General features: G+C 54.5%; 24 protein-coding genes and 1 pseudogene. 10 read left to right on the top strand and 15 right to left on the bottom strand.

The window, feature by feature from the left end:
* Window positions 1–134: 134 nt before the first annotated feature.
* The 5 genes from BA6348_RS13815 to infC all read right to left on the bottom strand — a co-directional run bounded on the left by BA6348_RS13815 (window position 135) and on the right by infC (window position 5,474).
* Window positions 135–1,412 carry a methionine gamma-lyase family protein gene (locus tag BA6348_RS13815; protein ID WP_005835663.1) on the bottom strand — a complete coding sequence of 426 codons (1,278 nt, stop codon included), beginning with the start codon at window positions 1,410–1,412 and terminating at the stop codon, window positions 135–137.
* A gap of 8 nt (window positions 1,413–1,420) precedes the next feature.
* On the bottom strand, window positions 1,421–2,713 hold the full coding sequence (hflX, locus tag BA6348_RS13810; protein ID WP_025846016.1) for a GTPase HflX: 1,293 nt from the start codon (window positions 2,711–2,713) through the stop codon (window positions 1,421–1,423).
* A gap of 230 nt (window positions 2,714–2,943) precedes the next feature.
* Window positions 2,944–3,903, bottom strand: coding sequence for an AAA family ATPase (locus BA6348_RS13805; protein WP_005835660.1), 960 nt, complete (start codon window positions 3,901–3,903; stop codon window positions 2,944–2,946).
* Between the two features lie 173 nt (window positions 3,904–4,076).
* A complete protein-coding gene (locus BA6348_RS13800) occupies window positions 4,077–4,835 on the bottom strand; it encodes a DUF4184 family protein (RefSeq protein WP_007786934.1) in 759 nt (252 codons plus the stop codon).
* Between the two features lie 147 nt (window positions 4,836–4,982).
* On the bottom strand, window positions 4,983–5,474 hold the full coding sequence (gene infC, locus BA6348_RS13795; RefSeq protein ID WP_005835657.1) for a translation initiation factor IF-3: 492 nt from the start codon (window positions 5,472–5,474) through the stop codon (window positions 4,983–4,985).
* A gap of 203 nt (window positions 5,475–5,677) precedes the next feature.
* On the opposite strand from infC, the gene BA6348_RS13790 reads away from it, so the two are divergent.
* The 3 genes from BA6348_RS13790 (at window position 5,678) to BA6348_RS13780 (ending at window position 8,013) form a co-directional block, all read left to right on the top strand.
* Window positions 5,678–6,148 carry a MarR family winged helix-turn-helix transcriptional regulator gene (locus tag BA6348_RS13790; RefSeq protein WP_005835655.1) on the top strand — a complete coding sequence of 157 codons (471 nt, stop codon included), beginning with the start codon at window positions 5,678–5,680 and terminating at the stop codon, window positions 6,146–6,148.
* Between the two features lie 51 nt (window positions 6,149–6,199).
* Complete coding sequence (locus BA6348_RS13785) at window positions 6,200–7,429, top strand: multidrug effflux MFS transporter (protein ID WP_165329024.1); 1,230 nt, start codon at window positions 6,200–6,202, stop codon at window positions 7,427–7,429.
* Window positions 7,430–7,587: 158 nt separating this feature from the next.
* Window positions 7,588–8,013 (top strand): VOC family protein, encoded by a 426-nt coding sequence (locus BA6348_RS13780; RefSeq protein WP_005835652.1) that lies wholly within the window; start codon window positions 7,588–7,590, stop codon window positions 8,011–8,013.
* A 134-nt stretch (window positions 8,014–8,147) separates the two neighbouring features.
* On the opposite strand, the gene BA6348_RS13775 is transcribed toward BA6348_RS13780, so the two are convergent.
* A complete protein-coding gene (locus BA6348_RS13775; RefSeq protein WP_122952485.1) occupies window positions 8,148–8,504 on the bottom strand; it encodes a GIY-YIG nuclease family protein in 357 nt (118 codons plus the stop codon).
* A gap of 269 nt (window positions 8,505–8,773) precedes the next feature.
* On the opposite strand from BA6348_RS13775, the gene BA6348_RS13770 reads away from it, so the two are divergent.
* The 7 genes and pseudogenes from BA6348_RS13770 (at window position 8,774) to BA6348_RS13755 (ending at window position 11,424) form a co-directional block, all read left to right on the top strand.
* A complete protein-coding gene (locus tag BA6348_RS13770; protein WP_122952486.1) occupies window positions 8,774–9,253 on the top strand; it encodes a DUF6530 family protein in 480 nt (159 codons plus the stop codon).
* A gap of 2 nt (window positions 9,254–9,255) precedes the next feature.
* Window positions 9,256–9,552 (top strand): annotated as a pseudogene (locus BA6348_RS28025) (MFS transporter); the annotation flags it as partial.
* Window positions 9,548–9,778, top strand: coding sequence for a hypothetical protein (locus BA6348_RS28020; protein WP_007786926.1), 231 nt, complete (start codon window positions 9,548–9,550; stop codon window positions 9,776–9,778). The pseudogene BA6348_RS28025 and the gene BA6348_RS28020, both read left to right, overlap by 5 nt.
* Window positions 9,779–9,862: 84 nt before the next feature.
* Complete coding sequence (locus tag BA6348_RS28015; protein WP_371861769.1) at window positions 9,863–10,084, top strand: hypothetical protein; 222 nt, start codon at window positions 9,863–9,865, stop codon at window positions 10,082–10,084.
* On the top strand, window positions 10,060–10,383 hold the full coding sequence (locus BA6348_RS28010) for a hypothetical protein (RefSeq protein ID WP_369750417.1): 324 nt from the start codon (window positions 10,060–10,062) through the stop codon (window positions 10,381–10,383). The genes BA6348_RS28015 and BA6348_RS28010 overlap by 25 nt, the downstream gene beginning before the upstream one ends.
* 1 nt (window position 10,384) lies before the next feature.
* Entirely contained in the window at window positions 10,385–10,696 is a 312-nt protein-coding gene (locus BA6348_RS27355; RefSeq protein ID WP_242507348.1) for a hypothetical protein, read from the top strand.
* On the top strand, window positions 10,696–11,424 hold the full coding sequence (locus tag BA6348_RS13755) for a vWA domain-containing protein (RefSeq protein ID WP_242507347.1): 729 nt from the start codon (window positions 10,696–10,698) through the stop codon (window positions 11,422–11,424). Before BA6348_RS27355 ends, BA6348_RS13755 begins: the two co-directional genes overlap by 1 nt.
* 137 nt (window positions 11,425–11,561) lie before the next feature.
* On the opposite strand, the gene hfq is transcribed toward BA6348_RS13755, so the two are convergent.
* From hfq to miaB, 9 genes are all read right to left on the bottom strand, one after another.
* Complete coding sequence (gene hfq / locus BA6348_RS13750; protein WP_005835647.1) at window positions 11,562–11,801, bottom strand: RNA chaperone Hfq; 240 nt, start codon at window positions 11,799–11,801, stop codon at window positions 11,562–11,564.
* A gap of 29 nt (window positions 11,802–11,830) precedes the next feature.
* A complete protein-coding gene (gene miaA, locus BA6348_RS13745; protein ID WP_025846031.1) occupies window positions 11,831–12,790 on the bottom strand; it encodes a tRNA (adenosine(37)-N6)-dimethylallyltransferase MiaA in 960 nt (319 codons plus the stop codon).
* On the bottom strand, window positions 12,787–13,572 hold the full coding sequence (locus tag BA6348_RS13740) for a class I SAM-dependent methyltransferase (protein WP_025846033.1): 786 nt from the start codon (window positions 13,570–13,572) through the stop codon (window positions 12,787–12,789). Before BA6348_RS13740 ends, miaA begins: the two co-directional genes overlap by 4 nt.
* 369 nt (window positions 13,573–13,941) lie before the next feature.
* Entirely contained in the window at window positions 13,942–16,275 is a 2,334-nt protein-coding gene (mutL, locus tag BA6348_RS13735) for a DNA mismatch repair endonuclease MutL (protein WP_025846035.1), read from the bottom strand.
* A gap of 25 nt (window positions 16,276–16,300) precedes the next feature.
* Window positions 16,301–18,874, bottom strand: coding sequence for a DNA mismatch repair protein MutS (gene mutS / locus BA6348_RS13730; protein ID WP_026557300.1), 2,574 nt, complete (start codon window positions 18,872–18,874; stop codon window positions 16,301–16,303).
* Window positions 18,875–18,959: 85 nt separating this feature from the next.
* Window positions 18,960–20,228, bottom strand: coding sequence for a putative amidoligase domain-containing protein (locus BA6348_RS13725; RefSeq protein WP_007786911.1), 1,269 nt, complete (start codon window positions 20,226–20,228; stop codon window positions 18,960–18,962).
* A gap of 127 nt (window positions 20,229–20,355) precedes the next feature.
* Complete coding sequence (gene cotE / locus BA6348_RS13720) at window positions 20,356–20,916, bottom strand: outer spore coat protein CotE (protein WP_005835636.1); 561 nt, start codon at window positions 20,914–20,916, stop codon at window positions 20,356–20,358.
* 137 nt (window positions 20,917–21,053) lie between these two features.
* Complete coding sequence (locus BA6348_RS13715) at window positions 21,054–21,497, bottom strand: YlbF/YmcA family competence regulator (RefSeq protein ID WP_005835634.1); 444 nt, start codon at window positions 21,495–21,497, stop codon at window positions 21,054–21,056.
* A gap of 3 nt (window positions 21,498–21,500) precedes the next feature.
* On the bottom strand, window positions 21,501–23,012 hold the full coding sequence (gene miaB / locus BA6348_RS13710; RefSeq protein ID WP_005835632.1) for a tRNA (N6-isopentenyl adenosine(37)-C2)-methylthiotransferase MiaB: 1,512 nt from the start codon (window positions 23,010–23,012) through the stop codon (window positions 21,501–21,503).
* Between the last annotated feature and the right edge of the window lie 302 nt (window positions 23,013–23,314).

Below are 23,314 nucleotides of genomic sequence, written 5' to 3'. Positions count from 1 at the left end.
CGCTTGCTTTTTCCGCCAGTCGGCGCTTCCTGCGGGGAGCTACCCGCTCTCCGGCGTGTCAGCCGCAAAAAAACGGCATCCCCTGCGTAGAGAATGCCGTCTCGTCTATGTCCGCGCCGTCGCTTGTGCCCGGTTTACTTTTCAGGCAGGTCGAGCAAGCCTTTTTCCAGCATGCCGTTCAATGCCGTTAAAATCCCCACTTTGACGTGCGAATACGTCAAACCGCCCTGCACGAAGCCGAGGTACGGGGGACGAATCGGGCCATCTGCGGAAAACTCGATGCTCGCCCCTTGAATGAACGTCCCCGCAGCCATGATGACCGGGTCTGCGTAGCCGGGCATTTCGCTCGGATACGGCGTCACGTGTGAGTCGACCGGGGCTGCCTTTTGAATCCCTTGGCAAAAGGCAATCAGTCGCTCGGCACTGCCAAAGGCGACAGACTGAATCAAGTCTGTCCGCGGCTCGTGCCAGAGCGGGTTTGTCTGAAAGCCGAGGCGCTCCAAGAGAGCCGATGAAAACACCGCGCCTTTGAGCGCTTCGCCGACGACGTGCGGCGCAAGGAAAAAGCCTTGGTACATTTCCAGCAGCGAGTACAGCGAAGCTCCGCCCTCCGCACCGATGCCTGGCGCTGCCATCCGGTACGAAGCAAGCTTGACGAGGTCTTCCCGGCCGACGATGTAGCCGCCCGTTTTGACCAGCCCGCCGCCCGGGTTTTTAATCAGGGAGCCGGCCATGATGTCCGCGCCCACGTGCAGCGGCTCCTGCTCTTCCGTAAATTCGCCGTAGCAGTTGTCGACAAAGACGATCACATCCGGCTTCATTTCTTTGACAGCGCGAATCATTTCCCGGATTTTGGCGATCGTGAAGGACGGACGATCCGCGTAGCCGCGCGAACGCTGGATGCCGATTACTTTTGTATTCGGCGTGATCGCTTGCGCTACCGCGAGAAAATCAATCTCGCCCTCAGGCGTCAGCGGCACGAAGCCGTACCCGATGCCGTAGTCTTTGAGCGAGCCTTGTCCTTCGCCGCGAACCCCCACGACCTCCTCCAAGGTGTCGTACGGTTTGCCCGTGATGTAGAGCAAGTCGTCGCCAGGACGCAACATGCCGAACAAGGAAATGGCAATCGCGTGCGTGCCGGAAATAATGTGCGGCCGAACCAGTGCCGCCTCTCCGCCAAAAACGTCTGCGTAGATTGATTCCAGCGTAGCCCGCCCGGAATCGTCGTAGCCGTAGCCGGTTGACGGTGAAAAGTGAAACTCGTTTACTTCATGCTTTTGAAAAGACCGCAACACCTTCAACTGATTGGTGTCCACGAGCGCGGAAATTTGACGATGTCTTTCGGAGATCGTCGCTTCTACTTCCAGTACGAGCGGACGAAGCTTTTCTCCGTGGGAAAAGTATTGAAACATCTGCTATCTTACCAACTCTCTTCAACAGTCTCTGGTTTGTCCAGGAGAAAAGGAGCGATCTTGCCGTAGATCGGATTGTCCCGGTTCACGCGCACGGTGACCAGGTACGATTCTTCCTCTTCGCTAAATTGCTGCTCCATCTCCACGCCTTCGCGGTGCAAGAGCGACAAAATGTCCCCGCGCTCGACCGGGACGCGCAGCTTCATTTCATTATAAGAGGAAAGCACAAATTGTTCGATCCTCGCCAAAAGCCGTTGCTGATCTTCTTCGCGAATGGCAGAGACGAGAATGGATTCGTCTGCATGCGGCAGGTAGGCGCCTTCGGTCAGCAAGTCCGCCTTGTTGAATACGACGAGCTGCGGGATTTCTTCTGCTTTCAGCTCGCGCAAAATTTTGTCCACGACTTCCATGTGCACGCGCAAATCCGGGTGGTGGCTGTCGACGACATGCAAAATCAGGTCGGCTTCCTTCACGCCCTCCAGTGTGGAGCGAAAAGCGGCGACAAGGCTCGTCGGCAAATCTTGAATGAAGCCGACTGTATCCGTCAGCAGCACTTCCAGGCCGCTCGGCAGCACGAGCTGGCGGGTCGTCGGGTCCAGCGTGGCAAACAGCTTATCTTCCTGCAACGTGTTGGCCTGTGTCAACTGGTTGAGGATCGTCGACTTGCCCGCGTTCGTATAGCCGACCAGCGCAATCTGGAACACGTTGTTTTTCTTGCGGCGTTCCCTATGGAGCTGTCTCGTCCGGACCGTGTCGTCCAACTGCTGCTTCAGCTCGCTGATCCGCTTGCGAATGTGGCGGCGGTCGCTTTCCAGCTTGGATTCACCCGGACCGCGCGTCCCGATTCCGCCCCCGAGCCGGGAAAGCTGCTTGCCCTGGCCCGCAAGACGCGGCAGCAAATAGTTGTACTGGGCCAGCTCGACCTGAATCTTCCCTTCGCGCGACTGCGCTCGCCCCGCGAAAATATCGAGAATGAGCTGGGTCCGGTCAATGACCTTGCAATCAAAAATTTTGTCCAGATTGCGCGTCTGACTCGGGGACAGCTCATCGTTGAAAATGATGACGTCCACATCCAGCTCATGCGCCTTTTCGGCAATTTCATCAATCTTGCCCGTCCCCAAATACCAGGCAGAGTCGATTCGATCTCTGTTTTGCGTCACGACATCGAGCACTTCGACGCCAGCCGTTTCAGCCAGCTCGTGCAGTTCTTCCATGGAGAGACGCGTCCGTTCCTCATCACGGCCATCCAGGTAGCACCCGACCAAGATCGCAGTTTCTTTTGTTTTGATAAGTTCGTTCACCGATTCACGCCCTTTCTTCTCCCTATCATACCACATTTTGCCCATTTCGTTACGGTCGCGATGCACCCCGCCCCTATTCGCTACAGAACAAAGCGCAGGGTTAGAAAACTTGGCTGCGCCAAGCCTTTGGTGCAGCTTTAGTTGCCCTTATACTGGATAAGAAGCTTCTAGAATTCTTATCTGTAAAAAAAATCCCCCGCAGCGGAGGGAACGGATGGATCGTGGAGAAGTCACACTTGAAAGTCCTCGGCTCTTAGCCGCTGCAGCTCTTCCCGCGTCAGCTCGTTTGCTTTCATCAGCCGGACCGCCTGCACCCGGATCGCTTTCTCGATGCAATTGCGCACGAACCGGGCGTTGCTGAAATTTTGCTGGAACGGGTCATTCACGATTCCGGTCAGCAGACGGCGGATTTTTTCTTTCGCTTCTCTCGTCAGCTCAAAATCCTTTTCGCGGGTCATCAGAGTGGCGATGTCCAAAAGTTCTTCCACACTATAATCGGAAAAGTTGATGTGAACCGGAAAACGGGAAGGCAAGCCGGGGTTCAGCTCCAGAAACTGCTCCATTTCGTCGTTGTACCCGGCAATAATACAAATGAAATCTTTGTTCGAGTCTTCCAGCGCTTTCGTCAGGCAGTCAACCGCCTCCTTGCCGAAGTCTTTTTCGCCCCCTCTGGCCAACGAATACGCCTCGTCGATAAACAAAATGCCGCCGAGTGCCTTTTTGACCAGTTCCCGCGTTTTTTGCGCCGTATGGCCGATAAATTCACCGACCAGATCGGCCCGCTCCACTTCGATCAGATGGCCTTTGCTCAAGATGCCCATTTCGCGGAACATTTTGCCGAACAAACGGGCAACCGTCGTCTTGCCCGTGCCCGGGTTGCCTTTGAACACCATATGAAACACTTGCTTTTCAATTTTCAGGTGATGCTTTTCCCGTTCCTTGTTGATTTTTATCAGCGCGTAAATCTCATACATGGTCTTCTTCGCTTCTTGCAGACCGATCAAATTTTCAAGCTCATCAAACAAGGAGGCCAATTCGCTGGGTGCGGATGCATTTACGTATTCGGGCAGCGTTTCGGGCTTCTTGATGGATAAATCGTTGCGTTTGAAAACGACTTGAATCCTGTTTGAGTTGGAAGAGGTGGAAGCAGAGCTGGGATCAATGGAGAGACTGCTTTCCGAATGTCTCATGTTCGGTCACCTGCCTTTGTGCATCACTCTAAACGTTCGTTCGTCCCTGCCTGTCAGTCCTTACAGATGCGCAGCCATGCTTTATGTTCAAAAGTGTCATCCAGTTTGGGCCAGTGCGAATACATGCTTTTTCAGCCATACATTAATATACTCAGAAGCTAGGCAAACCTGCCCTATTTTTTCAAACCTGGCCGATTCGCCAGCGGAGCAAGCAGACAAATCCCGAGCAGGCTTCCGGACAGAAAAGGAACGACCTGCTGCAACGGATGAATCAGGGGAGACACCCCTTTCACGAAAAAGGCATGCCAAACGACGACGCCCAGTCCGATTACAGCCACTCCTAGCCAGAACAGCCCTTTTCCGTACAGCGTGGCCTGTTTGATCTCGACGTGATCGTTCTTGCGTCCGGTGCGCCAGAGCACAAACGCGATGGCAAGCCCGCCCAGCAGCGTGCTGCCGTGCTGTAGCAGCTTGTAGACAGGCACGTCGAGAAAAAGGAGCGGGATGCGCTGTTGCAAAAAAGCGAACCGTTCGACCATGCTGCCTCCGTCGTGGGTAAAAGCATCCCAGGCGATATGGCTGTAGCTTCCGAGCAGCGCGGAGTAAGCGAACACTACCAGCGATACCCACGTCCGCCTGCGGCTTCGTGTCTGCGGCCGCCCGCTCGCCAAGCCTTTTGCCGCCCACAGCGGCAAGACGGCGAGCAGTCCTTTTTCGACGATGTAGCGGTACAAAACATACAGGACGATCACGAGCGGAAGATCAACGCAAAACAGGCCAAGCAGCGTGTGGCTGTAGACGCTGTACGGCTGCATGCGCAAAAAATATTCAAAATCCGGCGCCATGCTGCCAAAGACGAGAGCCGGAAAGGATACCCAGCCCAGTCTGCGCAGCGGCAGGACGATCGCCGGGTGCGAAAAGGTAAACGGCATGAAATCACTCGCTTTTCTGTTTGGTGGTTGCTTGTCTTTTCTATTAGAAAAAGACGCGGCAAGCAAGCCAATGGCTACACTTGCGAAAAAAAGCCCGGCCGAAGCGACAATACCATCTGTCACTACGAGCCGGGCCTTCCCGTACAGCTATTGCTCCTTCGGAAGCAGGACAGCGACCACTTGCTTGCCGCTTACTTGAATGCCTTTTTCCTGCACGCCGCAATGCGCAAGCTCTTTTACGAGTTGCTCGATCAATTTTTTCGCTTCCTGGCTTTCTTTTTTCTCCAGGCGCACGGTCAATTGCACCGCGTCCCCTGCCGCGAGAATTTTTTCCGCTTGCCGCTTTTTCGTATCGTAGTCGTGCTCTTCGATATAGGCGCTCAAGCGAAGCTCCTTTACTTTTCTGCCTTTTTCCTCTTTGCGCTGCTTGGCCTTTTCGCGGTTGAGCTGCTCTTTATAGTTCGTGCGGCCAACCAACTGGCACGGCGGCGGGCTTGCGGCGAGCGAAAGGCAAACGAGGTCGACGCCCTGCTCCTTCGCCATTTGCAGCGCGACTTTCGTGTCGACGATCCCGAGGTCCTCTCCGTTCACGCCAGTCAGGCTGACTTCCGCCGCTTTTATTTTTTCATTCAAAATCATCGCGTTGTCACCTTGTCCTTTCCTGTTTCGGAATGGTTAGTTTCTACAACCGCTACTTTCTCTCCTTCCTTCGGAGACAACATTCTTTTACTCCCTCATGACGAACGTGCTTCGTTTTTGTATAATAGATCAGTATTGACTGTGGATTGAGAATCATTTACATTAATTTTTAGTTAGCCAGCTAACAAAACGGGGGTACTTTGGTGGAATTTGATTATTCTACTGCTTTGACACATGCGATGGGCCATGTTATGAAGCTTCATAAGAAAAACGTTGAATATCTCATTCAAAACTACGACGTCTACCCAGGGCAGCCGATTCTCCTGATGCGTCTCGCCAAAACAGACGGCTTGATGCAAAAGGAGCTGGCCCGACGTATCCAGGTAAAACCCGCAACGCTTACGGTCATGATTAATCGCATGGAAAAATGCGGGCTGGTTGAACGGCGCGCCGACGAGCGCGACCAGCGCATCTCCCGGGTTTTCCTCACCGACAAAGGGCGGCTGGCGACAAAAGCCGTCAAGGAAGCGCTGCGCATTCTCGAACTGAAATGCTTCGAGTGCTTTACAGACGAAGAAAAAATCGTCTTGCAAGGCATGTTGGAAAGAATGCACAACAACCTGCAAACCTTTTACCTGGAAAATACGGAGCCATCTGCTGAACCAAACGAGTAGCCAGGCGTTGTCGCTCTCCCCATTCCACAAGAGAAAGGTTTGAACATTGCTTTGAACCATGTAGCCAAAGAACTGGATTCCTCGTCGCTTGCCGGCAGCAAGTCGCGCCGTTTGTGGATCGCGACCATTTTAGGCTCCCTCTCGGCATTCGGCCCGCTGTCGCTGGACATGTACTTGCCGGCTTTGCCGCTGCTCGCAGATGACCTGCATACGAGCACCTCACTGGCCCAGCTCAGCCTCACCGCTTGCCTGATCGGGCTTTCGGTCGGCCAGCTTTTTGCCGGACCGATCAGCGACGTGCGCGGGCGGAGAATGCCGCTTTTGATCGGACTGATTTTGTATGCCTTGTCTTCTTTTTTATGTGCGGTTGCGCCTTCGATTTACACGTTTGTCTTTCTTCGTTTTGTTCAGGGGCTGGCCGGCTCGGCGGGGATTGTCATCGCCCGCGCGACTGTTCGCGACCTGTATTCCGGGACCGAGCTGACCAAATTTTTTGCCCTGCTAATGCTCATCAACGGGATCGCGCCGATTGCCGCGCCGATTGTCGGCGGTCAACTGCTGGAATTTACTACCTGGCACGGCGTCTTTGTCGCGCTCGGGCTGATCGGTGCCATCATGCTGCTTGTCGTCGTGCTTGGCCTGCCTGAGACGTTGCCCGTCCATCGCCGCTCCAAAGCCGGGATTGGCAACACGCTGAAAACGTTTGGCGGACTGCTGAAAGACCGGGTATTCATGGGCTACGCCTTGTCGCAAGGCTTGGTCACAGCCGCGATGTTCGCCTACATTGCAGGCTCGCCGTTTGTCTTCCAGAAAATTTTTGGCGTCTCTCCGCAAGGCTTCAGCATGATTTTCGCCATGAACGGGCTCGGAATTATTATTGCCAGTCAAATTACCGGAAGGCTCGCAGGAAAAGTCAAGGAAACGAAACTGTTCGTCACCGGCATCTCGCTGGCCGCAGTCGGCGGTGTCGCCCTGCTCGCTATGATCTTGCTCCAGGCCGGGCTGGTCGCTGTCCTCGTTCCGCTGTTCTTCGTCGTATCGAGCGTCGGGATCGTCGGTGCGACAGGCTTTTCGCTGGCGATGCAAAACCAGAGCAAGGCCGCAGGCAGCGCTTCTGCCCTGCAAGGTCTGCTCTCCTTCATCAGCGGCGGAATCGTCGCGCCGTTGGTCGGGATTGGCGGAGAAGGCACAGCCGTTCCGATGGGGATCGTCATCGCGCTCGCTACACTCGGCGCCATCCTCTGCTACCTCCTGATGATTCGCAGGAAGACGGCGGCATAAAAAGCTTTTCCTGCCAGACGAGGACGCTTTGCCAGTCCTCGGTTTTTTAACCCCCTATTTACGAACAAACGTTCTTTATAGTACAATCTGGATATGGAAAAGCCGCTGCTTTTGCTCCCTCCATAAACAAGCCCATATCCCAAGGAGATGATTCCTCAATGACTTTGCGTTTGATCCCTTATCTCGTCCTGAACGGAACAGCAAGTGAAGCAATCGCCTTTTACGAACAAGCACTGGGTGCCGAAGTGCTGTACAAGCAGACCTTTGGCGAAATGCCGGAAAACCCTGAGTACCCTTTGCCTGCGGAAGCGAAAAATCTCGTGGGACATGCCACCCTCAAAATTGGCGAGAGCCATCTGATGCTTTCCGATACGTTCCCAGGACAGCCTCACCAAGTAGGCGATCAGGTGACCATTTGCATTTCCATAGGGGACAAAGCTGATGCGGAGCGCATCTTCGCCACACTCCAAGAGGACGGGCAAGTACATATGCCTCTGCAAGAGACATTTTTCAGCCCTGCCTATGGCAGTGTGCGCGACAAGTTCGGTATCACCTTCCAGATTTTTACTGAAGACAAGCAATAACTGCTCCTTAGCTTGTAGATTGTAAAGGGCCAGACCAGAGGGCCAGTCGAAACGCGCGAAAACGTGTGTAGACTGGCCCTCGTTTATTTTGGCGAGCAATCTCGGTTAGCTACGGAGGCACCGCGCCCCTGCTGCTACTGCTTTTTCTTCTGGTGATATCCGCGTTCTCCGTACGGCTGAAGCTTGTCGAGCCATTTTTGCTCCATTTTCTCTAGCTCCTCCTTTTCGTCAAAGTATCCCTCTTCCTTCTTCTTCAAAACCTCCAGCACTTCGCAGACGAACGCCTCTTCTCCGTACTCGTCCCACTCGCTTTGAAGCTGTTTGTTCATATGGGAACCGAGTTTAAGCGTGAACAGCTTTCCGTTCATCGTTTTCAGATTGCGGGTGCTGCAAATCCACACTTTGTGATTTCGGGTGTTTTTAATTTGATACACCCCTGCCTCTGTCTTCGCTTCTTTAAACGTCTGTTTCAGTTCATCTTTTCGCTTCATAGTTTCTCCTCTCTTTTCACGCCGCTACACCCGTAGCCTGTATTCGGCTTCCTGTGCGATTTTCGAAAATAAGCTTCGCCTGGCTTCCGTCTCGACAAAGGAGACGGTCCAGGAAACCGGTCAGAAAAAAACAAACATTTTACGGTTTGGTTTTTATAATAATAAACATAAAATCAAAATGTTTGTCAATCCTAACGAAAAACTGTTGCTTTGCGATGAAATCTCCGCTACACTTTGCAGTAATTTCGAAAAGGAAAGAGGGAAAGAAAATGAAACTACCAACTACTTCACAACACAAGCCTGTCGTCGTGTCAGAAAACTACGATCGGGTTGACGGCCGTTCTGCCAGAAATACGGATGTCAAAGCGCTTTCGCTTGGCTTGGCTGCGAAAAACGACACCGGCAAAGCCGCCATCGCTGCCAAAGCATGGAAATCCACAGGCGAAGCCTGGTCGACGGAATCGGAGGAACTCCCGCTCCATCGCATTCTCGATCTGTCGCTGCTCGTTTGCCGCACGTTGAACCATTTTCGCGAGGCATACAGATACGAGCATTTTTACGACCCGCAAAAGCCCGTTATCGACAGGATTGCTCTGCAAGGCGATGCGTTGAACGTGGCGATCTGCACGGACAATGACACGCTTCATGACGATATCAAGCAATTCAGCCGCGTGTTGAGCGAAGACGATGAACTGATAGGCGAACGTCTGCGCGCATTAGCGAGACTATTAAAAGATATGGGGTATTGACATTGTTCAGGAATCCTTATGTACGAACGATTATCCTTTCCCGCGTGCTGTTGCAGTTGGGCATCTGGGTCCGGAATTTTGCCGTTCTGCTGTTCGTAAGCGAATGGACGAACAACAATCCTGTTTACGTATCGCTGATCTCGGTCGCAGAGTTCGCTCCGATCTTTTTGTTTGGGCTGATTGGCGGAACTTTTGCCGATCGCTGGCAGCCAAAGCGGACGATGGTCTGGAGCGATCTACTGTCTGCCCTGTCCGTGGGTGCGGTGCTGCTCGTGCTGATGAACGACGGGTGGATTGCTCGTCCGCAACACGGAAGGCGCCTTGATCGGCCGCGTATCGGGCACGATCACGCCTGTTTTCATGGGGATGATGGTCATCGGTATGTCCGTGTCCGGCTATCTCAAAGAGATGTTCTCCCTTGGCGCGGTCTATGCCGCAAGCGGAGGATTCATTTTCGTCGGTGCGGCTCTGCTGCTCCCCCTCGTCGTGGAGAAGAAGCGCAGGGGCGAGAATCGCACCACATAACTACGATTCGGAGGAAAAGAAAATGACGGAAAAACAGTCTCTATCATTTGTCACCGGACAGACAGTTGACGGATAATGAAGCATTTGTTGAAGCTTGCGGCGGAAAAAACCGTGGGGGAAAATGTCGAGTACCGCTTTTACCCTTCCGAAATCGTCAGGGCCTATCAAAAGGGATATTTATTGGAAATTCAGGAACCGAACGTTATTCGTGACGCTGCGGTGTTAATGACGTTAAACTCTGCCCTGGAACTGGATGGCAGCCCGGTTTTCATGACGAGAAGATGCTGGCCGTATTGGCGGATGTGATTCTGCTTTTGGACAAAACCGCACGGGCTAACGCGATCAAAGGCGTGGCGGGAATGCGCTCCTTCTTCTACTGGGCAGATGCCATCGCCAGCGGAGCTTCCGCAAAACAATCGCTTTACCACAAGATCATTTACAAAATAACGACCGACTCGGAAGAAATTCGGCTTCTGGAAGAAGCACTTATCCAGCAAGGATTATCCGCCAGCCTAGAAGCAGTCTCTCTGGAGCTAAAAAAAACGAGAATCTCCGGATGCTATCGAAATCAAGACTTCGGGAGAAATAGACGACACGGCTTTTGACATGGACAACGGCTTGGCTGAAAAAGGAATCGCCCTGAAAAAATTAGCCGACAGCGACGACAACGGCTCTTCCTATATGGCAGATGATTTTGCCCATACAAAAACCTCCACTTCGGGAGCTCCCCGCTATCATCAGGCCAATCCAGCGCCTTTGCAGGAGGATGAAAAACAAAAGGAACGCGACTTCCGTAAAAAGCTGAATCAAGCGGCAAGAGAAGTCATTGCTGATTCCATCCATAAAAAAGTAAAGCTGATTGTGCACCGTCCGGACTACGATCAGGAGGACCAACAGGAATACGTCCGTAAGAACTGATGCCGATCGTGCAACAGCTTGCCAGAAAAACATTGCCCTACCTGGAGCATGAGCTGGCTTCCGACTTTTCGCGGAATCGTTACTATGGCAGCAAGTTTCAGGCAGACAGCGTCGCTTACAGGGATTACAAATATTTTGCCAAAAAGCGCCCGCCCGCTGAATCCCCTTCGCTGGTAGTGGGCCTACGGGTAGACGAATCCGCCTCCATGTCTGCCTTCGGGCGATTGGAAGCAGCCAAGCGGGCCGTCATCGCGGTGTATGAATTTTGCCAGCTCTGCCAGATTCCTGTTTTGATCTTTGGCGATACCGCGGATGTTTCCCGCTTGGAGCAAATGTCCATCTTCGCCTATGTAGACCTGGACAAACCGGACGCGAGCGACCGTTTCCGACTGATGCAAATTCGCGCCAGAAGCAATAATCGCGATGGAATGGCTCTGCGAATTATGGCGGAACGGCTGGCCGCTTGCCGACAGCAGACCAAGCTGCTCATCAGCATCAGCGACGGGCAGCCGAAAGCGATGGACGACTATACCGGAAGCTATGCCGTTGCCGACATGAAGCAAACGATCCAGGAATACGAACGGAAAGGAATTGCCTTTCTTGCCGCCGCAATCGGCCAGGACAAGGAGGTGATTAGCGGCATCTACGGCAAGGAACGTTTTTTGGATATGACCAACCTTCACGAGTTCCCTGCCAAGCTTGTGCGGATGATCGCCCGCTATCTGTAGCTTTTCATAAACAGGTTTGCCGCAAAGGCTTTCCGTGCAGACGCTGAAAGCCTTTTGTGGCGCCTTTTCCTTTTGGTTTCTAAAAGAAAAAACCAGGACTTCAAGAGTCCTGGCTGGTGGGCAGAGCGTTTTGCGATTTATTGCTGGTTGTTTTCCGAAGACATGAGCGATACAGGGCGTTGCGGAGTGAAAGTGGAGATCGCATGCTTGTATACTAATTGTTGCTTGCCTTCGCTATCAATCACAATCGTGAAATTATCGAACGCTTTAATATACCCGCGCAATTGAAATCCGTTCACAAGGTAAATGGTAACCGCGATGTTTTCTTTCCGCAAATGATTCAAGAACGTATCTTGAATGTTGATCGTCTGTTTCATGTACACTACCCCCTAAAAGGACTTGTATGTTATATATTCGGCAATTGTTGAAACTTTCCTGCCAATATCTGCTTGATAGTTTCCACGGACTTCGCTTGACCAGCCGGATCGGTCATGTCAAACCACTGCACTTCCGGGATGCGGCGGAACCAGGACAACTGCCGTTTGGCAAAATGCCGCGTCCGCTGCTGGATGTCGTTGATCGCCTTTTCCAGCGTAATTTCGCCGTACAGGTAAGGGATCAACTCCTTGTACCCCAGCCCTTGCATCGACACCATGGAAGCGTCGTAGCCTTTGTCCAAAAGCCCGCGCACTTCCTCGACCAGCCCCGCTTCGATCATCAGTTCGACGCGGCGATTGATCCGTTCGTACAGCACGGCACGCTCCATCGTGAGTCCGATCATGACGAGATCGTACGGAGAGTGCTGCGCCCGCAGTTGAAAGTCCGACATTTTGTAGCCCGTGCTTTCGTATATTTCCAAGGCGCGAATTACCCGTTTTACATCGTTCGGGTGCAAGCGCTGTGCTGTAATCGGGTCAACGTCAGCGAGCCTTGCGTGCAGCGCTTCCACGCCTTCCGCATCTGCCAGACGCTGCAGCCGTTCGCGCAGCTCCGGATCTTGGGCGGCTTGCGAAAATTGAAACCGATGGGTAACCGATTCTATGTAGAGACCCGTACCGCCTACGATAAAAGGAAGGCGTTCCCGTTGGTTGATCTCCGTAATCAGCCGGGTGGCGCTTTCCTGGAACAAGGCGACAGAATATTCTTCGTCCGGATTTTTGATATCAATGAGATGATGCGGCACCAGCGCCAGCTCGGCAGGCTCTGCCTTGGCCGTCCCGATGTCCATGCCGCGGTAGACTTGCATGGAATCCCCGGAAATGATCTCGCCGTTGAACTGCTGGGCCAAATCCAGACTCAGTTGGGTCTTGCCGACTGCTGTCGGGCCGATGATGACGACTAGCTTTTCTCTCTGCTGCAAGGTCACTCCCCTCCACCTGTCTCTTTGTAGCTGTACACGACCTGTTGGCCGCGGGAGCGAAATGGAACGAAGCCAAAACGCTCGTAGATTTTGCCTGTTTTTCCTTCCTTCATAACCACGCGTCTTCTCGCTACGCGGAGCGCTTCTGAAATGGCCTGCTCCGTCAGTGGTTGCGGGTTGGCAAACTCGCGCACTCCTGCGATTCCTTGCGAGCTGTGAACCGTCATTTCAAACATGGGATCGAAGTAAACGACGTCGAAAGAGCGGCTCGGCAATCCCTGCAAGACTTCCAGATGGTTTTCGCACCGCACTTCAATACGACGCATGGCTCTCTCCAGTTGTTCCGAGTCAGACGCCCAGTGCTTGAGTCCATCTTCGACCATGATAGCAAGCACTCGTTCAGATTCGATGCCGACCACTTTCCCCTCTGCTCCTGTCGCATGGGAAAACACAATCGCATCCGCCCCTAGTCCGAGCGTGGCATCCAACACTTCATCCCCTGGTTGAATTTGGCAAGCAACAAGCATAGTATCAGTATCGCCGCGCATCAGCCGCTTTATACGAAAAGCCGCAGTGTTCGGGTGAAAAAAGAACGGCTTTTTCCCCGGCACCTCCAGGCGCGCTCCTTGCGCAGAGACGACCAATACTTCGTCGTCGCCATGCCGTTTTCGTAGCTGGCTGAGGGAAAAGTCACCGCGTCTCACTACAGGTACGCCAAACGCATCGGCCAATGCCAGCGCATGGCGCAAGGTGTCCTCAGCAGGCTCAAGTCCCGTCGTTACGATCACGTATCCGCTTTCCTTTCCGTGTGTCTGCGTCCTGTTGGACGGAAACTCTTTTATTGTAAGCAGGATTAATTTGGCGGTCAAATAGAATCTGTGCCAAACTTATGTCCGATCACCTGCTATCATATCACGTTTTCTTCCGCCAGTTACGGGCTTGTGAATTTTTTTACAAGGAGAAAACAAAGCGGTCTGCCGACAAGCCATAACAAAACCTTTATCGCGGCCATCTCAAGGATGAGCGAACGCGTTTTAGCGGAAGGTTATTCTTGCTGAATCGGGTTGTTTGTTCTTGCCGTTTATGCTTTCCGATTCAGTCAGAAAGACCCCCTAGAGCATCTAAGGGGGGCGTCTGCTTCGCGTCTGTGCGCTTGCCTACATGACGCGCTTGAACATTTTCTCCAGATCGTAGCCGCTGAAGTGAATGACGATCGGTCTGCCGTGCGGGCATGTAAAAGGACTGCTCGTCTCGCGCAGTTGGTTCAGCAGGCTTTCCATCTCTGCGTGCGTCAAATAGCGGTTGGCTTTGATCGAAGCTTTGCACGACATCATGATCGCGGCTTTTTCCCGCATCTGGACGACACTAGCCTGTCCGTGCTCGCCTGCTTCCAGCACAAACTGGATCAGCTCCTCGATGACTTCCAGCTCGGCTCCTTCCGGGAACCAGTGCGGGTGCGCGCGCACGATAAACGTTCGCCCGCCGAAAGCTTCGACCTCCAGGCCAAACGACTGCAACAGCGGCAACCGTTTTTCCAGCCGCGCTGCCTCTGCTGCCGTCACCTCGACGGTATGCGGGAACAGCATCATTTGGCTCGCGACGCCTTCCTCGGCCAGCTTGGCCATGAAGTATTCATAAAAAATCCGCTCCTGCGCCGCGTGCTGATCGACCAAATACATCCCCGTATCGTTTTGCGCCACAATGTACGTTCCGTGCACCTGTCCGACCGGGTACATGACGGGAACAGCCGACGTAGTAGTTTCTTCGTTGGCTGGTGCTGCTGGAGTTGCCGCCTGGCCTTGCTGTTCGCTTGGCTCGTCAAGCCGGGTGACGTCAGCTTGGGCCCATGCTGCGCCCGTCGGCGGTTCCGCTGTCCCTGCCTGTGCGTTTATCGGCTGCGCGACTGGCTCCGTTTCCTCGGCTCGGTTGAGCGGCTGGAAGCGCTGAGACTGGAGCTGCGGCTGTTGCTGAACCGCTTCGGGCTGTGCGTGGGTTTCGGCTGCAGCTAGAGTCTGGGCATTCGTCCCAGTCCCAGCTTGAGCCTGGGCTTGGTCTAGGGCTTGGGCATAGTCTTGCTCGCGATATTGACCATGTTCGTTCCCTTCGCCGACACCCGCAGACGCGCTCCCCGTCGCTGCCGCAGCTTGTGTCCCCGTATGCCCTGCTGCCTCCCCGCCCCCAACACCAGTTTGCAAAGCTTGCTCTGGACGCGGATAGGGCGAAGCGGCCTCGTGTACCGTTTTCTTTTCCGTCTCCTGGAAAGACAGGCCGGCAGGAGAGAGAGGGTTTGCAGGACTTGCCGCGTTTGCCATGCCCGCTGGCTGCCCCGCCTGCGCCTTGTTGCTCTCCTGCTTCGCCATCCATTCCTGCAACCTCGGACTAGCCTCCAACAGCGAGCTTTTCTCAATGGCTGGCTTCGTAAATGTCAGGTCAAACTGCGGCTGCACGACTTGCGTGGAGATTTTCGCTTTTGGCTGGGTCGCCATCGGCCGTACGATCCCCAAGCCTTGGCGCAACGTCGTTTTCACCGACTGCTCGATCGCGCTGCACAGTTCGTCTTCCTTGCTGAAGCGCGCCTCCAGCTTGGCGGGATGCACGTTGACGTCCACCAGCGTCGGGTCCATTTCAATTTGCAGCGCGACGATCGGAAAGCGTCCAATCGGCAGCAGCGTGTGGTAGCCGCGCATGATCGCGTTGTTGAGCGAGTAGCTGCGAACGTAGCGGCCGTTCACCAGCGTCGATAAATAGGAACGGTTCGCCCGCGTCACCTCTGTCTTGGACAAAAAGCCGTCCCAGTGAAAATCGAGCGTCTCTCCCGAAATCGGCAGGAGCAGTTTGGCTACCTGCACGCCGTAGATGGCCGCCATGACGTGCAGCAGCTTGCCGTCGCCCGTCGTTTGCAAAAGCGTCTTGCCGTTGTGGGTCAACGTAAAAGAAATGCCGGGATGCGTCAGCGCCAGTCGGTTGACGTAGTCGGAAATGTGGCCGACCTCTGTGGCGATCGACTTCATGTACTTCAACCGGGCAGGTGTATTGAAAAACAGGCTGCGGACGCAAATCTCCGTCCCCTGCACCGCCGCCGCATCCGCCACCTCTCTGACCTCGCCGCCTTCCACCAGCAGCCGGGTGCCGATCTCGCGGCTCGAACGGTTGCTGGTCAGCTCCATCCGCGAGACAGCCGCGATACTCGGCAGCGCCTCGCCGCGAAAGCCGAGCGTGCGAATCCGGAACAAGTCCCGCGGGGTGCTGATTTTGCTCGTCGCATGCCGTTCCAAAGCGAGCAGGCAATCGTCCCGATCCATCCCGTGTCCGTTGTCGACGATGCGGATCAGCTCCAGGCCGCCTTCCTCCACATGAATCTCAATCGAGGTGGCGCTAGCGTCAATCGCGTTTTCCACCAGCTCCTTCACAACAGAAGCCGGACGCTCCACCACTTCGCCTGCCGCAATCATATTGGCGAGCTGCTCATCGAGCACTCGAATGTTTCCCATGAGCTCCTCCCCTCTGCCTATCGTCCTATCGTTTTTTCAGTTGCTGCTTCCATGCATACAGCTTCATCATTGCGTCCATCGGGGTCGTCGCGTTCAAATCCAGCTCGCGCAAATCGCGCAAAATCTCCTCTTCCTCCGGCGACAACAGCGATACGGGCTCCTCGCGCACGGCGGCAACCGGGGCCGACCATAGCGTTTCCAGCGACATTTGCATGTCGGCTGTCGCTTGGCTGCCCGCCTCCAAGCCCGCCAAAATGCTGCGGGCGCGCTCAATGACCCAGACAGGCATTTCCGCCAATTCCGCCACGTGGATGCCGTAGCTTTTATCTGCCCGGCCTTCCTCAATCTTGTGCAGGAACAAGAGCTTGCCGTCCCGCTCCTCGCAGCGGGCGTTCACATTGACGACGCCCTTCATCGTGTCAGCCAGCCCCGTCAGCTCGTGATAGTGCGTGGAAAACAGCGTCTTGGCTCCGATTCGCTGGCAAATATACTCGATGACCGCCTGCGCCAGTGCCATCCCGTCGTACGTGGACGTCCCGCGCCCGATCTCGTCGAGCAAGATCAAACTTTTGGCAGTCGCCTTTTGCAGCGCGTGCCTTGTTTCCAGCATTTCCACCATGAACGTACTGTGTCCGCCAACGAGGTCGTCGGCAGCGCCAATTCGCGTAAAAATCTGGTCCACAATCGACAGCTTCGCTTCTTTTGCAGGCACGAAGCAGCCGATTTGCGCCATGACGGTAATCAGTGCGATCTGGCGCATGTAGGTGCTTTTCCCCGCCATGTTCGGTCCGGTGATGAGCAGAACCTGACGACTGTCCTGGTTCATCCGCACGTCATTGGCTACGTACTTCTCCCGCTCCAGCACGGCTTCCACGACAGGGTGGCGTCCGTCGACGATGACGTATTCGCCGTCGTCTGCGAACTGTGGACGCACGAAGCCGCGCTCGTCACTGACCGTAGCAAACGCCTGGAGCACGTCTACAGAAGCGATTCGCTCGGCAAGGCTTTGCAAGCGCGGAATATGTCCGGCGATCTCGCTGCGCACAGCCGTGAACAACTGGTACTCCAGCTCGATCATCTTTTCTTCCGCTTCGAGGATGAGCGCCTCGCGTTCCTTCAGTTCGGGCGTGATGTAGCGCTCGGCATTGGCGAGCGTCTGCTTGCGCTCGTAGCGTCCCGCAGGCACGTTGGCGATGTTCGACTTCGACACTTCGATATAGTAGCCAAACACTTTGTTGAAACCGACTTTCAGCGAACGGATGCCTGTCGCTTCCCGCTCGCTCTGCTCGAGCTGGGCAATCCACGTCTTCCCGTCGCGGCTTGCGGAATGCAGCTTGTCCAAATACTCATCGTAGCCGGTGCGAATCATCCCGCCTTCGCGCACGGAGATCGGCGGATCGTCGACGAGCGCCGCCTGCAAAAAGCTGACCAGGTCCGCGCATTCATCCATGCCCTGGGCCAACTCCTGCAACACCGGGGCATTCGTCTGGCTCAAGTGCCGTTTCAGCTCCGGCACTGCTTCCAGCGACAAACGCAACTGGATCAGGTCGCGGGCATTGGCGTTTCCGTACGAGATGCGGCCAGCCAGCCGCTCCAGGTCGTACACGTTGTCCAGGCAAGTCCGCAGATCGGAGCGCAGCAGCAAATCGCTCTTGAGCGCTTCGACGGCATCCAGGCGGGCATCCAGCTCTGCACGTCCGAGCAGCGGCCGCTCGATCCATCTGCGCAACAGCCGTCCGCCCATGGCGGTTTGCGTCCGATCCAACAGCCACAGCAAGGAGCCTTTTTTCGTCTTGTCGCGGATCGTCTCCGTCAGTTCCAGGTTTCGTCTGGAAAAGCCGTCCATTTGCAAATATTGCTTGCTGTCGTAACGTTTCAACAGCCGCATATGCGCGAGACTGCGCTTTTGCGTCGTCCCGATGTAGTAGAGCAGCGCATTGACGGCTGCGCGCATAGCGACGTCCAGCTCTTTTCCCGCTTCCGGGTACTGGCTGTCCACCGCAAACGCATCCAGTTGCTGGCTTTCCACGACCGTTGACGGCAAAGACGTTTTCGGCAAGGAATCAAAGCCGAAGAACACCAGTTCTTTCGGACGGTATTGCAATGCCTCATCGAGCGCGGCCTCCGTCTGTCCGAGCAGGGAGGTGACGTACATTTCCCCTGTACTCATGTCGCAGGCTGCGATCCCTATGCGGCCGTCGAGGGCTGCCAAGGCCGCCATGTAGTTGTTTTCCTTGTCCGTGAGCCATTTGCCCTCCATCATCGTGCCGGGCGTAATGACGCGGGTCACTTCGCGGCGAACGACCCCTTTTGCTTCTTTCGGGTCTTCCACCTGCTCGCACACCGCTACTTTGTGTCCTTTTTTCAACAGCTCGGCGATGTAGCCATCTGCCGAATGGTGCGGGACGCCGCACATCGGGATGCGTTCATCCCCGCCACCGTCGCGTCCTGTGAGCGTAATCTCCAGCTCGCGGGACGCGAGGATAGCATCGTCAAAAAACAGTTCGTAAAAGTCGCCTAAGCGGAAAAATAAGAAAGTATCCGGGTACTCTTTTTTGATAGCCAGATACTGCTGAATCATCGGGGTATATTGCGCCATTTTTTTCTTCTCCTAGCCTTCCAATCTCGACGCTATTATACCATGATCGCGCCACGATGTTGATGTTCGATTCCAGTTGAAAAATTCAATGCAAGTTCCACGCGCTCTTCAGATCCAAGTCAGAGAGCCACACGTCCCCGCGCAACAGGCAGGAAAAATACGCTTCCAGATGAACCCGCGAAAGCGAATAGCCCGGCAGTTCCCGCAACTCGTTGCGCACCTGTCTGACGTACGGTTCCAGCGTTTCCTTGTCCCCGCGGTAGTACGCTTTGACCAGCGGCAACTGCAAATGCGGTGTCGCTTTCAGTTGAGCGTGGCTCGTGATGACCAGTCTGGCTAAATGCAATATTCCCCGCGCCACGACCGGATGCACGAGCCAACTGGGCAATGTCCGATACTCGAAACCGTACGCCTTTTCCCGCACGTCGCCCAAAAAGCCGTAGCGTTGCCGTCGCAGCACGCAGCCGACGTCCTCGATCAGCACGAGCGGCAACGCGAGATAGGCGTCCAGCTTCCGCCGCAAGGAAAAAGTAGGCGACACTCCGCTAAAGTGAATGTGCCCGCCAATCGGATAGCCAGGAAACGGCATCCCGCCCGCCAGCCACTCGATCTCTTTGTTGGCGATTTTTTTCATGGCGAAAATCAATGCTTCATAAATATGAAGAAACAGCTCATCGGGGTCTTCCGACGGGGCAGGGCGAAGCTCGGCTACCGGATGCTGATGCAGCGCCAGGTCTTCCCGGTAGCGTGTCGTATCGCAGCCGACCGTCCCGTTAATTTTCAAAAAATCAGAGGCGAGCGCCATTTCCCCCGTTGCCCTGCGCAACGAAAACTCCGGGTCGGCGCCCAGTTTGTTCAGCTCCTGCGGCTGCTTGCGCATGCGCTCCTGCCACCAGTCGCGCGCACGCTGCATGTAGCGATCCGCCTTCTCTGCCGGCCAATCCGGCGCCACGGAAACCACCTTCGCCCGGTGAGCAGATGCCGCTATGATCGTGACTTGCCCCGCTTCCGCTCCGACAGCATACAAGCTGCGGACAGCCAGCGCTTTGACCATCTGCACCTCCGGATCGGTGGACGGAAACGGAATCGGCTCGTAGTCAGGCTCCTCCAGACGATGCAACAGCCATTGCGGATGCTCCATGCTCCGCACCACGTCCAGCACCAGGTCCTGATAGAGACAAAGCTTGTAGGTTCGCCATCCGGGAGGCGCTGTTCGTCCCGTAGCCACAGGCAGCCCGCTCAGCTTCAGCAACCAGCGTCCGACCTCGGGGCGGTGCAAAAAAGCGACCGCTTCTTTGGCGTTGGCTGTCATTGGCTGCGATGCGGCGCTCTCCTGCAACCCTTCTCGTATCATGCTCTCCACACTCCCATGCTGTATTCTTCGATATCTTATGTTTGCGCCCAGGGAAGAGTGAGAGCGTAGACGCTTGCCGGTTTTTCGCCGCGAAAAAAAGAAAAAAGAGGAGATGAGTCTCTCCTCTTTAGTCAAGCTCGTCGAGCATGGTGGCTGAATCAAAGTCGTCAAATTCGTCGCTGTTTTCTTCATAGTCACCAATCATGTGGAAGTCTTTGTCATCGCAGTTGTTGCAGACGACTACGCAGACTTTGGTTTCTCCGATGATTTCTACGGCAAATTCGCTTTCAACCCTGACTGTGATGGTGCCTCCAGCACTCAACTCGGCTTTTACGCACTTCGGCTGTTCCACGGCGCGAGCGACAATTTCCAGATCGCCTCTGCAGTTTTTGTCGAAGAACGTAAGCGGAACGAGTACGGAGAACTTGACAGTTTCCCGCTTGACTTCGGTTTGCGTGTTATTTGCAAACGAGAACCACAGGTTGACGTCATACGTACCAGATACTTCAACCGCGTCTCCGACTTTCTCTGCCTGGAAGTTCGTGTTTATAATCCAGCATCCGAGGATCGTCGAAGGAGTTTGCGATGGTATGATGGTGTGGGTGGTAGTAGAGAATTTATGGCCTTTACCGCAGACAGCTTTCGCGATGAGTTCCCGGCACTGTAGATCTTTGTCTGTACCCGACATTTCGTTACCTCCTCCATACAACGTTTCTGTACATTTGTATGCAGGGCATTCGGCTAGGGTGCAAACACCCACCTGAAATTGGGTATCTTGTTTGGAAAACTCCATCGCGTCAGCGTCTTTCGCGTCTGCCGCCTGCCTTACGAGCAGCAGCCGCCGCTATGTTTCTTTTCCGGCCCGCCGCCGGTTTCGCCTGTCAGCGGATTTCCGCCTGTATCCAAAATAATACGCTCGGATACGGTGTTCGTGATGACATTCGTCACCATTTGCAAAAGATCGTTCACATCCACCTGGGATTGCTTGAACTCCGTTACGATCGGAATCGAGTCCAGCTCCTCGTGCAGCTTGTTGTACTCTTCTTCGACTTTTTTCACCAGTTCCGGCTTATTGATGGATTCAAACATGACCATCTGCTTTTGCTTTTGCTTCAATTTATCAATCAAGTCTTGGACGCGCTCATTGTGCTTGATTTGCAGTTCCGCGCGTTTGAAAAAATCGACTTCATTGGTGCGCGAAATCATCGCAGCCAGCTCGCGCGCTTTGTCCAGAATCTCTTTTTGTGTGTACAAGTTTGTTTGTTCCATATTCTACACCTCGACTTTGGTAACGAGTTCGCCGTGAAGCGTCCACGTTTTGGCATCTGTAATTTTGACGTGGACATACTCGCCGATCAACGACTTGTCTGCGGTAAAGTGAACGAGCTTGTTCGTCCGCGTGCGTCCTGCGAGTACATCCGGGTTGTTTTTCGATTCGCCCTCGATCAGCACTTCCAGCACCTGATCTTGCAGCTTTTTGTTTTGCTCCAGACCGATGCGGGCCAGCACTTCATTCAAGCGGTAGAGGCGCGCTTTTTTCACTTCCATCGGCACGTTGTCTTCCATGACGGCGGCCGGCGTCCCTTCCCGTGGGGAATAAATGAAAGTATACGCCGAGTCGTACCGGACCTCTTCGACCAGGGAAATCGTCTCTTCAAACTGCTCGTCGGTTTCGCCCGGGAAGCCGACAATAATATCTGTAGAAAGAGAGACATTCGGAATCGCGGCCTTGATCTTGCGCACCAGCTCCAGATAGTGCTCCCGCGTGTATTTGCGGGCCATGCGCTTCAAAATTTCCGTGGAGCCGGACTGAACGGGCAAATGGATTTGCTCCACCAGGTTGCCGCCTTTTGCCAGCACCTCAATCAGATGATCGTCGAAGTCGCGCGGATGGCTCGTCGTAAAGCGAATGCGCGGAATGTCGATTTTGCGGATCTCGTCCAACAGATCGCCAAAGCCGTACTCGATGTCGTCAAAGTCTTTTCCGTACGCGTTGACGTTTTGACCGAGCAGCATGATTTCCTTGAAGCCTTGGCGGGCGAGATCGCGCACCTCGGCGATGACGTCTTCCGGACGGCGGCTCCGCTCTTTGCCGCGCGTATAGGGCACGATGCAATACGTACAGAACTTGTCGCAGCCGTACATGATGTTGACCCATGCCTTGGTGTTGCCTTCGCGCAGCTTCGGCATGTTCTCGACGATGTCGCCTTCCTTGGACCAGACCTCGATCACCATTTCCTTGCTGAACATCGCATCGCGCATCAACTGCGGCAGGCGGTGAATGTTGTGCGTACCAAAAATCAGGTCCACCTGCTGGTAGCTTTTCAAAATTTTGTTGACGACCTTCTCCTCCTGCGACATACAGCCGCAGACGCCAAGAATCAGGTTCGGGTTGTTGTTTTTCAGCCGCTTCATGTGGCCGAGTTCGCCAAACACTTTGTCCTCCGCATTTTCACGGATCGCACAAGTGTTGAACAAAATGACATCGGCCGCTTCTACCTCGTCTGTCGAGGTGTAGCCCATCTGCTGCAAAATGCCTGCGATCGTCTCGGAGTCGTGCTCATTCATCTGGCAGCCGTACGTGCGGACGTGATAACGCTTACCTTTTCCGATCTCGCGCATGTCTTCCGGAATCGCGAAATCGTAGTGCACCTGCACTTCTTCTTTTCCCCGCTTTTTCGCATCCTTCAAGGATGGCGGCTGAAAGTATTTCGCATAGTCCGCCGTTGTTTTCGGAGACTTGGCGGATTTTAAGTCCGGAGTCGCCACTTTCGATTCCGTCATCATGTATCACCTCAGCTAGTAATTTCGTTTAATGAGTCACCAATAAATAATTATAGCATTTTGGAGGATACAAAAGCTAATGCATAATGAGGCAAAAAATGTACGAAACGGCCATGACTGCACGATTTTCTCGCGGCTGCCAGACCGGGACGGATCGGCTTTCGCCATGCCCTGCACGAAAAGCTGACCGCCGTGCCGAAGCCGGGATAGCGGGATAGCGAAACGGCTGCCTGTCGGACCGCGAAAAATCGTCGCGGCTGTCAGCATGCCCTCGTCCCTTTTGCCTGCGCTCTCCCCGCCTT

Source organism: Brevibacillus agri (assembly GCF_004117055.1).
Classification (GTDB): domain Bacteria; phylum Bacillota; class Bacilli; order Brevibacillales; family Brevibacillaceae; genus Brevibacillus; species Brevibacillus agri.
The sequence above is the reverse complement of the archived record's forward strand: the minus strand, read 5'-3'. Positions and strand labels throughout refer to the sequence as shown.

Coding starts and splice junctions, on each gene's coding strand:
- BA6348_RS13815 (WP_005835663.1), bottom strand. CDS start 1,412: ATGTTTCAATACTTTTCCCACGGAGAAAAGCTTCGTCCGCTCGTACTG.
- BA6348_RS13715 (WP_005835634.1), bottom strand. CDS start 21,497: ATGGAACAAACAAACTTGTACACACAAAAAGAGATTCTGGACAAAGCG.
- cotE (WP_005835636.1), bottom strand. CDS start 20,916: ATGTCGGGTACAGACAAAGATCTACAGTGCCGGGAACTCATCGCGAAA.
- BA6348_RS13725 (WP_007786911.1), bottom strand. CDS start 20,228: ATGATACGAGAAGGGTTGCAGGAGAGCGCCGCATCGCAGCCAATGACA.
- BA6348_RS13780 (WP_005835652.1), top strand. CDS start 7,588: ATGACTTTGCGTTTGATCCCTTATCTCGTCCTGAACGGAACAGCAAGT.
- mutS (WP_026557300.1), bottom strand. CDS start 18,874: ATGGCGCAATATACCCCGATGATTCAGCAGTATCTGGCTATCAAAAAA.
- BA6348_RS28010 (WP_369750417.1), top strand. CDS start 10,060: ATGCTGGCCGTATTGGCGGATGTGATTCTGCTTTTGGACAAAACCGCA.
- hfq (WP_005835647.1), bottom strand. CDS start 11,801: ATGAAACAGACGATCAACATTCAAGATACGTTCTTGAATCATTTGCGG.
- mutL (WP_025846035.1), bottom strand. CDS start 16,275: ATGGGAAACATTCGAGTGCTCGATGAGCAGCTCGCCAATATGATTGCG.
- BA6348_RS13800 (WP_007786934.1), bottom strand. CDS start 4,835: ATGCCGTTTACCTTTTCGCACCCGGCGATCGTCCTGCCGCTGCGCAGA.
- infC (WP_005835657.1), bottom strand. CDS start 5,474: ATGATTTTGAATGAAAAAATAAAAGCGGCGGAAGTCAGCCTGACTGGC.
- BA6348_RS13755 (WP_242507347.1), top strand. CDS start 10,696: ATGCCGATCGTGCAACAGCTTGCCAGAAAAACATTGCCCTACCTGGAG.
- BA6348_RS27355 (WP_242507348.1), top strand. CDS start 10,385: ATGGACAACGGCTTGGCTGAAAAAGGAATCGCCCTGAAAAAATTAGCC.
- BA6348_RS13770 (WP_122952486.1), top strand. CDS start 8,774: ATGAAACTACCAACTACTTCACAACACAAGCCTGTCGTCGTGTCAGAA.
- BA6348_RS13805 (WP_005835660.1), bottom strand. CDS start 3,903: ATGAGACATTCGGAAAGCAGTCTCTCCATTGATCCCAGCTCTGCTTCC.
- miaB (WP_005835632.1), bottom strand. CDS start 23,012: ATGACGGAATCGAAAGTGGCGACTCCGGACTTAAAATCCGCCAAGTCT.
- BA6348_RS13775 (WP_122952485.1), bottom strand. CDS start 8,504: ATGAAGCGAAAAGATGAACTGAAACAGACGTTTAAAGAAGCGAAGACA.